General features: G+C 67.3%; 8 protein-coding genes. 1 reads left to right on the plus strand and 7 read right to left on the minus strand.

Annotated elements, in window-relative coordinates:
- Positions 1-38: 38 nt before the first annotated feature.
- The 6 genes from AB0N07_RS47625 to AB0N07_RS47650 form a co-directional block, all read right to left on the minus strand.
- Positions 39-953 carry a glycosyltransferase gene (locus AB0N07_RS47625; RefSeq protein ID WP_365846722.1) on the minus strand — a complete coding sequence of 305 codons (915 nt, stop codon included), beginning with the start codon at positions 951-953 and terminating at the stop codon, positions 39-41.
- Positions 954-985: 32 nt separating this feature from the next.
- A complete protein-coding gene (locus tag AB0N07_RS47630) occupies positions 986-1,819 on the minus strand; it encodes an ABC-2 family transporter protein (RefSeq protein WP_365846724.1) in 834 nt (277 codons plus the stop codon).
- Between the two features lies 1 nt (position 1,820).
- Complete coding sequence (locus AB0N07_RS47635; protein WP_365846726.1) at positions 1,821-2,708, minus strand: ABC-2 family transporter protein; 888 nt, start codon at positions 2,706-2,708, stop codon at positions 1,821-1,823.
- A gap of 146 nt (positions 2,709-2,854) precedes the next feature.
- Positions 2,855-3,841 carry an ATP-binding cassette domain-containing protein gene (locus tag AB0N07_RS47640; RefSeq protein ID WP_365846736.1) on the minus strand — a complete coding sequence of 329 codons (987 nt, stop codon included), beginning with the start codon at positions 3,839-3,841 and terminating at the stop codon, positions 2,855-2,857.
- A 112-nt stretch (positions 3,842-3,953) separates the two neighbouring features.
- Positions 3,954-5,036 (minus strand): class I SAM-dependent methyltransferase, encoded by a 1,083-nt coding sequence (locus AB0N07_RS47645; protein ID WP_365846728.1) that lies wholly within the window; start codon positions 5,034-5,036, stop codon positions 3,954-3,956.
- A gap of 719 nt (positions 5,037-5,755) precedes the next feature.
- Positions 5,756-8,656: an AAA family ATPase gene (locus tag AB0N07_RS47650; RefSeq protein WP_365846730.1), complete on the minus strand. Its 2,901-nt coding sequence runs from the start codon at positions 8,654-8,656 to the stop codon at positions 5,756-5,758.
- Between the two features lie 205 nt (positions 8,657-8,861).
- Between AB0N07_RS47650 and AB0N07_RS47655 the strand changes: the two genes are divergently transcribed.
- Positions 8,862-9,533, plus strand: coding sequence for a sigma-70 family RNA polymerase sigma factor (locus AB0N07_RS47655; RefSeq protein ID WP_365846732.1), 672 nt, complete (start codon positions 8,862-8,864; stop codon positions 9,531-9,533).
- Positions 9,534-9,679: 146 nt separating this feature from the next.
- Here AB0N07_RS47655 and AB0N07_RS47660 read toward each other — a convergent pair whose 3' ends face one another.
- Positions 9,680-12,487, minus strand: a complete 2,808-nt coding sequence (locus tag AB0N07_RS47660; protein ID WP_365846734.1) for an AAA family ATPase — start codon at positions 12,485-12,487, stop codon at positions 9,680-9,682.
- Positions 12,488-12,576: the final 89 nt, after the last annotated feature.

Below are 12,576 nucleotides of genomic sequence, written 5' to 3' on the forward strand. Positions count from 1 at the left end.
TCCGTATCCGCTCCGGGAAGCCATCCCCCACCACATGATCACGAGCCACAAGCCCCGGATCCTAAAGGATCACCCGGCAAGGAAGCGACGTTGGCGCGCTCCCAATGCCCCGGCGGTACAGCGAGTACGAGGTCACCGGCATCCGTACACACATCGCGTTGTCCCTCGGAAGACAGTGCAATTACCGGAAGCCCGGTACTCATCCCTTCCACCAGGGGCAAGCCGAAACCTTCGTTTCCGAGTGCCAGGAGGACATCGGCTTGCGCGTACCAGTGCAAGATTCCGCGTGAGGGTTCGCTTTCGTCGACTATGGTGATACGCCGGTCATGGGGGACAGGCAGCCCGCCTCGCCCCCGCCGGCCGAAACGGGTTTTGATGATCAGCCGGGCCGCCGAGTCTGCTTCGAACGCCATCTGCCACGCCGAAATAGCCTCCGGAAAATGCTTTCGGGGCTGGACTGTACCGACGATAAGTGTCGTGAAGGTGTCCCGTATCGGTCGGTCGACGATAGGGTAGACGGCCGGATCCACGCCATCGGGGACGACCTCAATGGGAACGGAAACGCCCGAATTCCGGAGGGCGTCACCAGCGAAACGGGTAGGCACCATCACGGCGCGGGCCCTGTTAAGCCGCCCTGCCCAGCTGGAAAAAGGAAGGAGACTCTGCTCGCACATGGTATGCACGAAGTGCTCGGTGGCGGCGAATCGCTCGAGCTCCGGCCGCGGCCACGAATTGTAGAGAACAAGCCCGTCGGCCAGCGAGGTGCCGCGCGCCAGAATGCGCTGCATTTCCTGCGACAAACCGACCGCTTGAAGCCTCATCGGTATTACATTGAGGTCAACGCCGGCGCGAGCCATCCCAACCGCTATGTACTCCGACATACTGCCGTAGCCATCATAGACGCACAGATCTGTCGCAAAATTGACCAGTTCGAGAGCGGAAGTGCTTGCCACAACCAACCTCCAGGAAGTCAGCAAGATGAGCCTTATTGCCCGGTACTACTATAATGTCGCGCCCGACTGTGCCAGAAACGGTAGGCCACCGTGAACAGGACGGGACCCAGGAGCGGGGTCGCATACGCGAGCCAAGTCCCGGCCGGCAATCCAGCCGGGAGACCGAGAATTACCGTGGCCGGAAGATACGCAACAAAAGCTAGAGGCAGAATGAAAGTGAGCGAGAAGCGGGCAACGATCGGGAAGATTATCATCGGATAACCGCCGAAAGTATTGAAGATGCTGTCGATCAGGAGGCGGAAGGACTGCGTATAGACGAAATGAAAGCAAAGGGCTGATGCGGCAAGTTGCAAAGAGGCCTCGATCAGTGCACCGCTTGCCAGCGCAGCCGTCAGATACAGCACTTTGGCCGCCGTCCAGGCCACGTTCCCCGCAACGACGGCGGACACCAATACTCCCAAGCCGCCAGCCAGATCACCCACGACCTGCAAATTCACCTGGCGAGTGAGTACTTGTGTCAACAATCCGGCGGGCCGGATCAAGTACCGGTCGAATTCACCGTTTCGTACTACGTCGTCCAAGCGCTGCAATTGACTGAAGGGGATTGTGCTCAGCGCGTGGGCAGTGAGTCGCAGCCCGTAGAGGAACGCGATATCGGCAAGGGTCCAGCCCGCGAAGTGGCCGAACTGTTCCACTACCACCCATACCAGCGCCAGCCCGGCGCACTGATAGGCCACCCCGCCTGTGACCAGGAGCAAGAAATTCGCGCGATACTGGAACTGTGCCCGGAAGGCGGCACCGGCCAGTAAGAGATAAGTTCGCCACGAAGGAATTTTTCGGGTGACTGCTCCGGTCGTGTTGTGCACGTCACCCTCCCTGCACCACGATGCGGTGCAACGCGCGACTCCAGATGGCCCTCATCGTGATCCAGGCGACGAGAATCCAGCCGCATTGCACCCCGAGCGCGCCCAGGACATGGGCACTATTGCCGAGCCGGCCGAGATAGGTGGCTACTGGGGTGTAGGTGATTGCCTGAAAAGGCAACCACTGCGTAATTACGTGCAGCCATGACGGCATGAGCCAAGGTGGCACAAGGACTCCTGCCAGGAACTCCGACAGATGCCCATAGACCACCAGCAGTCCGGAGACCTCCAGGGTCCAGAATGCCGCCATCCCGACGATCAAAGACAACAGCAAGGTCAGCCACAAAGCCAGTACCAAGGACACCACCGCGGCGATGAGCGCCCCCGATGATGCCGGTGGCTGGGCCCCGCCGGCGAATACCGCGAGGGGGCATGCGACCAAGGCCCACGGAAGCCTGGCCAGCACGACTCCCCCTTGAGCGGACATCATCTGGATGGGGAATCGCAAGGGTCTCGCCAGATCGACGGCGACGGTGCCTTCCCGGACTCGCTCCGGGATCATCGAGGCGGGCCAGGGATTGAAGAGCCAGTGCTGGATATTGGCCAGGGTGGTGTAGGCGATTTGCGTGGCGAGCCCGACCCGAAGGCTGCTTGCCGTGGCATTCCCGGCCCCCTGATAGGCCGCTGTCCACAACATCCGCAACAGATAAATCTGAATCAGGAGACCGAGAAGACTGAAGAGGAAGTCCGTCCGGTAGAGCCGAAGTGCCCGGGCCTGCAGCCGCACGATGGCAACGCACGCGGAGACCCTCCGGGAGGCCGTCATCCGGGTTTTTTCCCGGGTTGCCGAGCGGTTTTCGGTGCTCGGCTCCAGTGTCCTGACTGCGGTCATGAGTGAGCCCTTTCAGCGAGGAATCGAGGGGGTGACATGCCGCCCCTCGGTTGACGGGCCTCCGGTCAGCACAATCGCAGCCGATAGCCCGGCACACCACGGCATCTCCGTCACCCGATCGGTGGGCAGACTGAAAGGGCTCAGTGTCAGGCTTTCCCGGAGTAGATACGGTGGATGATCCCTTCCAGATGTGGCTCGACGATGGATAGATCGGTCACGTGGTGGCGGCGCAGTACCGCGCCGACCACATCCGAGACCTGGACTCTCGCCGGATCGAAGCTGAGCCTGACCTGCCCTGATTCCGGTTCGACCGCGGATGTCTCGGCATGGGGAATTCCAGCACCGTTCCAGGGCTGGCCGTCGGCCAGTTGCACGATCACATTCCGATAGGGCGCGTACTGGGCCTTGAGGGTGTCGATCTTTCCGTCGTACAAGACACGGCCCTTGTCTATCAGCACAATCCGGTCACACAGTCGTTCGACGTCCTCGAGGTCGTGAGTGGTCAGCACCACCGTGACGCCCGTTTCCTTGTTGAGGCTGGCCACGAAGTCGCGGATGCGTTCCTTTGCAACGACGTCGAGACCGACAGTGGGTTCGTCCAGGTACAAGACACGAGGCTCGGGTAGCAGGGCGGCCGCCAGGTCCCCGCGCATGAGCTGCCCCAAGGAGAGGTGCCGCACCGGAGTTCCCAGAAACGGCCCCAAGCCGAGAAGTTCGGTGAACTGGGCAATGTTGGCAGCGTAGATCGACCGCTCCATACCGTAGAGCCTGCCAATCAGGGTCAGGGAGTCACGCAGTGGCAGATCCCACCACAATTGTGTGCGCTGCCCGACCGCGACCCCGATGTTACGTGCGTTGTGTTCCCGCTCCTGCCACGGCACGAGGCCGGCGACCCGGACGATGCCCGACGTGGGTTTCAGAATCCCGGCGAGCATCTTGATGGTCGTCGACTTCCCGGCACCGTTGGGCCCGAGGTAACCGATCATCTCGCCTTGGCCCACGCTGAAGCTCACGCCGTCGACAGCACGAGTCACCGCATGCTTCCGTGTCAGGAGGGTCCGAAGGCCCCCCAACCGGCCTGAATAGCGCTCCGGACGGCGGTACTCTTTGACCAGATCATGAACTTCGATGATGGAAGTCACGAGCCACGTCCTATGGTGTATTCACACAGTTTCGAGACGAACCGCGAAGGGGCATCCTCAACGGGGATTGCCGTGTTTGCCCTATGCACTCCCAGGCGGCAACTCATCGCCTGACCAGGTCGTAGAACACGAGGCGCTGTCTAGCATCGGACCGGGTGAACGTGCGCAGACACTGCAACTGGGTGCGCCCGATGAGGTCAAGCCACGATTCCTCACGCACGGGCAATCCCAGGCCAGTCAGGGAACAAACCAGAAAGTATTCGGAGTCGTCTCCCCGGTTGTCGTAGCACAACTGCGACTCACCGAGAATAAAATGCTTCCGGCCGGCCCGCAGTAAATCGGCCACTGTGTCGAGCAACGACACGACCCGGCCTTCTCCTTCACGGAACAACTCGTGAATCAACTCGACGGCGACAAGCGTGTCGGGTTCATGACAGACAGCGGGCCACGACTCGGGATCAAAGGCATCGGCCACCACGAATTCGACGCGGTCGGCCACTCCTGCGGCCACTGCCTGCTCGCGAGCCACGGCAATGGCTTCCGGTGAGATGTCGAGCCCGACGCCGCGCATGCCGGGGTCTTGCACGCAGAGGTCGATCAGCAGTTGCCCTGCACCGCAACCGATGTCGAGAAGGCACTGGGTATCGGCGCCAGCAAGTGCATTCAGCAGGCCCTGTGTGTGAAAACGATGAAAGAGTGTGGCGCCATGCCGGCCGAGGGCTGCGTCGTCGCGCCACACGTCCCAACCGTAGGCCGCACGGCGGGTGAGCAGGTCTGCCGATTGCGAGAGCACCGCGCCATACGCTTCCCCGTACATACCGAGCATGGCCAGCGACACCTCAGAAGTCAGCAATCGGCCGCGCTCGGTCAACCGCCAGGTTCCGCCTTTCTCCGCCATGACCACGTCTTGGAGTTCGAGATAACGCATGACTGCGTTGCCCAGCGTCCCGTCCAAGCCCGCGAAGAGCACTTCGGTAGTGGACTCTCCGGCTCTCAACCGGTCGAGCAGACCGGTTTTCGCGCATGCGTCCAGCGTCATGAACAAGCATGCGCTCTTGATGAGAGCACCCATACCCGATTCGGCAGAGTCCTGCCCCTGGCCCCCGGGGACCACGCCTGCTTGGTGTGCAGGCAACTGGGGGCTTTGGTCTGGAGGCGTTTCGGCGGGGTAGGTTTCGACGCTCATGACTCATGCCTCTCTTTTTCGCTGGCAACGTGGCAATTTCAGTCCACGGAAATACGCGCTCCCCGGCTCGCGGAAAACATCCCTCGATCGGCTCGTCGGAAGCCGGACGGCTCCCGGCGTTCATGCGCGATCCACCGGTCGAGTAGCGGCATGGTGGGTACCCGGGAGCCCGGGCTGGCGCCGCTTCGTCTGTGGTTCCGTCTATGCGGCCGGGCCCAGGTTTACAGGCAGTTCGGTGACGTCCGGTGTCCCCGCGGAGAGTACTGGTCACGTCGTAGCTCCTGGCGGTTTGGCTGCGATGCGCAGGCATGTCGCGGGTACGTGGGGCAGGCGAAAGGAGTGGACACCGGAGGAGGGTGTACATGGGTGCACCTTCGGCACATCAGGCACGGCAGCACCCTAGGGCCGCACCACGGGATCAGGGACAGATCCCCAAACGGGGACCTGTCGGGTATCAGGCCCGCCCGCGGATCATCGCCCTGAGCACGCCGGCGCTGATGGAACGCCCGGAGCGGTTGGCACTTCTTTCAGCTTCGGCCAACACCTGTGCCTGGGTCGCCATCTGGCCCGCACACAGCTCCCTATCGCCATCACCACGCTGCATCGGCGCTTACCGGCTCTGCGGCTCACCGTCCCACTGGACGCGTTGAACTTCCAGGACGGCAGGATGATCTACGGCGTCCACGAGCTCCCGATGATTCACTCGTGACGGCCCGTCCTCAGCCCTGCCCCGTCAGACCTGGACCACCGGTTCCGGAGGAGAACCCCGCGGGAGCCGTGTCCGTAGTACTGGAGGGGGCAACGCCGACTTCGCGCCGGGAGCGGACCTGGAGCTTGGAGAGGATGTGGGACACATGAGTCTCCACGGTGCGGCGCGAGAGCAGCAGGCGTGCGGCGATGTCGGGGTTGGACATGCCCTGGGCCACCAAGTCGGCGACACGCCGTTCGGTCGCGGTCAGCGCCTTCCAGCCGGAGGTCGGGCGCGCGTTGGTTCCGCGACCGCCGACGTGCAGGCCCAAGGGGCGCAGGCGCTCGGCGGCCCGGCGCGCGTCCCAGGACGCGCCCAGCTCGGCGCTGACCGCGAGGGCCTCGCCGAGCGAGACGCGGGCCGTGTCGAGATCTCCGGAGGCGGCCTGGACCAGCGCGAGGTCCTCCAGCGCGGCGCCGAGATCCGGCAGCCGGTCGGCGGCGCGGTGGTGATCGACGACGGCGAGCAACCGGACCGGATCTCGATCGAGCAGCCCGGAACACCAGCCGGCGGCCACCCTAGTCCTGGCACGTGGCCGACGTTCGTTCGCCTGACGGGCCGCGAGGGCCGCCGTCTCCGCGGAGTGCCGGTCGTCGGCCGCCAGCGCCGTGCGAACCAGGACGGGCAGCCATTCCGGGTGGCGGGCCAGGTCGTACGCGTAGGTTGTGGTCAGCAGTTCCGTGAGCACCTTCACTGCCTCGCCGGGCCGACCCGCGCGCTCGGCGACGAGGGCACGCGCGAGCAGCAGGTAGGCGGAGGCCACAGGTCCTGCCGACGGTGTCTGCCTGCTTCCGGGGGCGTCGAGCCGCCTGGCAGCCTCCTGCCACTGGCCCCTGCGGGCGCTGATCAGCGCGATCAGGCCAAGGCGGGACAACCGCCACAGGGGCGGGAGATCGCCGGCCTCGTCCAGTACCGCGAGGGCGTCGTCCCAACGACCGTGCTCGTAGTACCGCTCGGCGCTCTGGACGAGAGTCATCGACAGCCGCGTCGCGCCGACCCGTTCGGCAAGCGAACGGGCCTGGTCCAGGGTCTCCTCGGCCTCTTGGAGGCGGTCGCCGTCTACGTCCAGCTCGGTGACCCGATTGCCCAGCAGTATGAGCCGCAGATCGACGAGTTCCGGATCGTTGCCGACCTCTCTCAGCGCCTCGCCGTTCAGGGCCAGTGCGTCAGTCTGGTCGCTGTGCCAACTGCGGATGACGGATGCGGCGTGCAGGGCGTAGCCGACCGCGGTCGGATCGCCCAGCCTTCTGCCCTCGGCCAATGCCTCGGCCATCGCCAGGCGGGCCCGGCCGATCTGGCCCAGGACGTGCCGGGCCAGCGCCACCAGCGCCAGCAGCCGGGCGCGCCAGACGGGCCCGACGCGCGGGTCGACGGCGGCGGCGCGCCAGTTGTCGACCACGAGCTCGTAGCGGCCGCTGCGCATGCCGATGGTGCTGAGCAGCCACCTCGTCCGGCCGGTCAGTTCATCGTCGGCCGACTGCCGGAGCACGGTCCGCGCCAGCTCCTCGGCGCGGTCCAAAGGGCCCATGCGGAAGTGGATCACGGCCAGTTGCGCGGTGAGCACGGGCACCCTCGGGTCGTCCGGGCGGGCATACCGCAGGGCATGTTCGAGCAGTTCGGCGGCCACGGTCGGCGCCCGGACGACCAGCCTCTCGGCATTGCCCGCGAGCCATTCCCATTCCCATTCCCAGTCCTCGGCGGTTTCCAGGACGGGGAGAATCAGCTCGGCCACGCGTTCCACCGGTGCCCCGGAGGCCATCAGTTCCTGTACCGTGCGCCGCAGGAGGGCTGTACGCAAGGCAGCCGGTATGGCCTCGTACAGGACCTCCTTGAGCAAACCGTGCCGGAAGCGCAGCCGGTGCCCGACAGACTCCAGGACGCTGGCGCCGAGCGCCTCGTCCACCACTCTCAGGAGGGGGCCCGCCCCGCTGCCCACCGCCGCCGCCAGATCCGTCACCGAGAACTCCGGCCCGAGCAGCGACGCGGCGCGCAGCGCCTCCCGGGTGTCGGCCGAGAGCGAGGCCAGACGGTCCGCGATCACGTCATTGAGTTCGTTGAGTTCCTGCACGTCGCGGCCGGCCGCCGTCAGTTCGACGCGTCCCTCGGTGACGTCCAGCGCGCCGACGCGGTCCAGGGCGTCCAGCAACTCCCTTACGTAGAGCGGGTTTCCCGCAGCGGACTGCAACCGTTCGGTGAGCATGGGCCCGGGCAGGCCCGGCACCAGCAGTCCCGCCAGCTCCGCCACCTGAGCCTCGGACAACCGGTCGAGCGAGACCAGTTCTCCGCCTCGGGAGCGCAGATCGCGACGGAGCGGCTCCAGGCCCGCCCGCCCCGGCGCCGGCCGGCAGGTTCCGACGACCAGCAACGGAAGCTGGACCGAGGCCCGGCACAGCCGACGCCACATCAGCAGGCTTGCCTCGTCGGCCCACTGGAGGTCCTCCACCGCCAGCACCAGCGGGCCGGTCGTGCACAACCGGTCCACCAGGACGAGCAGTTGCTCGGTCGCGGCCACCACCGGGTCCCCGGCCAGCAGGCGCATCGTCCAGCTCGGAGCCTCCTGAGGCTGGTCCAGGGCGAGCGCGGCCTCCGCTCGACGGGGATCCGACGAGTCGGCCGCTACCTCAAGGAGCCGCGTCATGACCGAGAGCGGCACCCGCTGCCCCAGTTCGTCGCACTGCCCGGTCAGCACCTCGCAGTCGGCCGCTGCCGCCCTGGCCAGGGCATCCGCAAGTAACGTCGACTTGCCGATGCCCGGTTCCCCTTCGATCAGCAGGCATCCGCCACGGCCCGCAGCGACATCGGTGACCAGCCTCTCGAGTAAGGCTCGCTCCGTCTCCCGACCGATCACCGCATGCAGTTTCTGCCCGAGCATGCTCATGACTCTAGAGCCTGTCCGTAATCCTTCCCTCCGTTTCAGGTAACGCCCATGAAAACGCTGGCTTGAACCAAGCGGCCGCCCCGGCTCACTGAGATACGCAGGTCCCCGGGCTCTCCGTATCTCAGTGAGGCTCACGGATGTCTCCGTGACCCAGCTGCCACAGGCTCGTCCCATCGGACGGCAACGGATGGGGCAGCTCATGACGACAGCACTCGCACCCTCGGCACACACCACTCCCGCACCGCAGGCGTCCGCTTCCCCGGGGTCCGCGGAGCAGAAGATGCGGCAGATCTACGACGTCAACAAGGACTCCCTGATGCGCAGTCTGCGGGGCTGGACGCAGGGCGACCGGCAGACCGCCGAGGATCTGCTCCAGGAGACCATGCTGCGTGCCTGGCGCAACCTGGACGTACTGCCCGACGATCCGCGGTCGGTACGCCCGTGGCTGCTGACGGTGTCCCGCCGGCTCGCGATCGACATGCTGCGCGCCCGCTCATCGCGTCCGACCGAGGTGGAGGACGATCCGCTGGAGTCGATGCCGGTGACGGCGGAACCGCTGGAGCAGGTCCTCGACCGCCAGGTGCTGCGCACGGCCCTGGCCGGGCTGTCCGCCACCCATCGCGCGGTGCTGGCCCAGGTGTACTTCCTGCACCGCCCGGTCCGTCACGCGGCCGAAGTCCTCAACGTCCCGGAAGGCACGGTCAAGTCGCGTACCCACAAAGCCCTGCAAGCCCTGCGCGAGGCGCTGGGCGACCGCAACGGGGCGAGCATGCGCACGCGTAGGGCGGCACACGGACACATCCCGTCGTGCCCGGTCCGACGGCACGCGGGGCAGCACCCGGCGCCTGCACGGGCACACGCCGGACACTGAGCCGGGAGGAGCCACCACCGGGCACCCGGGGCTGATTCGCCGTCGCAGCAGGCTACAGGCCAGTGCGGCCTACCGCGCAGTCCCCTACCGCCGCTCCTCCCCTGTCCCTTGGACCGTATCTTCCCGGATGGCGGGCGCAGCGGTGCTCACGCATCCTCGGACCCGACATGCCGGGCGACCTCTCGACGCGAGCGGATCTGGAGCTTGGTGAGGATTCGGGAGACGTGGGTCTCCACCGTCCGGCGGGACAGCAGCAGTCGCAGGGCGATCTCGGGGTTCGTCAGCCCTTGCCCGACGAGCTCCGCGACACGCCGTTCGGTCTCGGTCAGCGCCTGCCGACCGTTCTTGGGCCGCTGCCGGGCACCCCGCACCCCTGGGCGCACACCGTAGGGCCGCAGTTGGGCGGTCGCCCGTCGTGCGTTCCACGCCGCACCCAGCTCGACATAGACCTCCAGCGCCTCACCAAGCGTGACGCGGGCCCCGGTCACATCACCGCAGGCCGCCTGTACGACGGCCGCGTCCTCCAGCACGTTGCCCAGCGCCGGCAGGCGTCCACAGCTGCGGTAATACGATGCGGCGGCCAGCATTGGCGCCGGTTCGCCGTTCAGCATCCCGCTGCACCAGTCGAGGTCGGCCTGCCGGGCCGGGTACTGCTCGCCCTGCGCGACTGCCCGGCACACCCGGGTCGCGGCTCGTAGTGTGGCCAGGTCTCCGCACTCCCGCGCGGCCCGCACCAGCGTGGGCAGACAGCTGGTCGGGTCGATCATCCGCTCCCCGGCGTCGGGGGTCAGGCAGGGGCCGAGCAGTTCGACGACCTGCTCCGGGCGAGCGGCGTGCTGGGCCTCCAGTGCCCGGGCCCGAAGAACGACGGCGGAGCCGACCAGCCGCTCGTCCCCGGTCCGTCGGCCACCGAGGCCCGCCAGGTTCCGGGGGACCTCCCGCCAGTCGCCGCGCTGCCCGGCGATCAGGGCCCGCACCGCGTGCGCGGCACCGGGCAGGGGCACCGCTTCTGATTCAGCCGACGCAGTGTCGAGCACTTCCAGGGCGTGGTCCCACTGGCCCAGGGCGTAGTGCAGTTCGGCGATCCGGGTGCGCAGCGCGCCCTGGGCAACGGGCCGCCCGGATCGATCGGCGGATGCGAGCGCCTCGCGTGCCGCCGCCTGCGCTTCGGTGAAGCGGTCGAGTTCCGTGAGTACGGCCGCACGGTCACCCAACACCGTCAGCCGCAGGTCGGCCAGTTCCTCGTTGCCGTCGGCGAGGGCGAGGATCCCGTCCGTGGCTGTCAGGGCACCGGCGAAGTCGTGGGTCAGGGCACCCAGTAACGAGCGCGTGTACAGGGCCTGGGCCATGGTGAGGGGGTCGGCGAGACGCATGCCCTCCGTACGTGCCCGCTCGGCGGCCTGTCTCGTCTCCTGCCTGTCGTGGCTGCCGACCAGAGTCGTGGATCGCAGGGCCGCGTTGCGGGCCCGCCACAGCGGTACGGCGGTTTCGACGCCGGCCAGGACCGAGCCGGCCTCCTCACGGCGGCCGGTGCGCAACAGCATGGAGCCGAGATACCACGCGGCCCGGCCGGCCCGTTCGGGGTCGCGGGCGATGATGTCATGGGCCGTGCGCTCGGCCTGGGGGTCCCGGCCGAGCCGGAAGGCGACGGCGAGCATCTGGTCCTCGACCTCGGCACGATGCGGATCGTGGCTGTCTAGCCGGGACAGGGCGTACTCCAGCAATGGCCCCGCGCTCTGCGGGGCACCGTCCGCCAGGGCTGCCGCGTTCGCCGCGATCCAGCCAGTCTCCCAGCCCTCGGCCTGTGCCAGCACCGGCACAACGAGGGCGGCGACGCGCTCCACCGTCGCCCCGACGGCTATCAGCGCCTTCGCGGCATGCTGATGCAGGGCCGCCCGCACGGCGGTGGGCATCGTCTCGTACAGGGAGCGTTGTATCAGCCCGTGCCGAAAGCGCAGTCGCGCGCCGTCGGCTTCCACCACCCCCGCGGCCAGGGCCTCGTCGACCGCGCCGGTCAGGGCGTTCCGGGAGGCCTCCGCCATTGTCGCGAGCTCGGCGACCGAGAAGTCCGGGCCCAGCACGGCCGCGGCGCGCAGCAGGTCGCGGGTACGAGGCGAGAGGAAGTCAAGCCGGTCCGCGATCACCCGCGCCCACGACGTAACGGCCTGCGTCGGTATGCTGGCCGTCAGCTCCGCGCCGTCGGTCACGGTATGCACCGCCTTCGACCGCACGAGGACTGCGAGCAGATCGGTCAGATAACGCGGGTTGCCGGCCGCCGATGCCAGCAGCCGCGAGAGCCGCGGCCCCGGTGCGCCACCCAGCCACTCGGTCGCCGTCTTCACCGTCTCCGGCTCCGGCAGACCGTCGAGTGCGACGACCACTCCGTCGGACTCGCCCAACACGCGCCGCAGCCGGTCCAGTTCGGGCCGGACCGGCACTGGGCGGCAGGTCGCCACCAGCAGCAGGGGAAGCCGCGCCGTCGCCCGGCTCAGGCGCTCCCACAGGAGCAGGCTCGCCTCGTCCGCCCAGTGCAGGTCCTCGACAGCGAGCACCAGCGGTCCCGAGGCACACAACCGGTCCACCAGGCCGGCCAGTTGCTCAATCCCTACGGCCACGGGACTTACGGGGTACAGGGGACTTTCGGTGGGCAACTGCTCATGTCCGGTGAGCATCCGCTGATGTCCGGCGGACAGCCCGCCAGCCCCCAGCGCCTGAGCGAAGGCCCAGAGTGGGAACCGCTGGGTCAGTTCTTCGCACACACCCCTGAGCACCCGGCAACCGGCCGGCTCGGCGGTGGACAGACCTGCCGACATGAGCGCGGACTTTCCGATCCCGGGCTCGCCCTCGATCAGCAGAGCACGGCCGTGGCCCGCGACGAGACCGCCCAACGCCTCTTTCAGCAGGGCCAGTTCCGCCTTGCGGCCGTGGAACGACGCCCTCGGTTGCACCGCCATTGGTAGTTGGAGGCGCGGTGCCCTTGCAGGCCCGGTTCCTCCGTCCCCTTTCAATCCGTGCGTGCGGTTTTCCCGCACACGGCTTACCG

It is taken from the genome of Streptomyces sp. NPDC051172, from assembly GCF_040682555.1.
In the GTDB taxonomy this organism is placed as follows: Bacteria; Actinomycetota; Actinomycetes; order Streptomycetales; family Streptomycetaceae; genus Streptomyces.

Coding starts and splice junctions, on each gene's coding strand:
- AB0N07_RS47655 (WP_365846732.1), top strand. CDS start 8,862: ATGACGACAGCACTCGCACCCTCGGCACACACCACTCCCGCACCGCAG.
- AB0N07_RS47635 (WP_365846726.1), bottom strand. CDS start 2,708: ATGACCGCAGTCAGGACACTGGAGCCGAGCACCGAAAACCGCTCGGCA.
- AB0N07_RS47650 (WP_365846730.1), bottom strand. CDS start 8,656: ATGCTCGGGCAGAAACTGCATGCGGTGATCGGTCGGGAGACGGAGCGA.
- AB0N07_RS47645 (WP_365846728.1), bottom strand. CDS start 5,036: ATGAGCGTCGAAACCTACCCCGCCGAAACGCCTCCAGACCAAAGCCCC.
- AB0N07_RS47660 (WP_365846734.1), bottom strand. CDS start 12,487: ATGGCGGTGCAACCGAGGGCGTCGTTCCACGGCCGCAAGGCGGAACTG.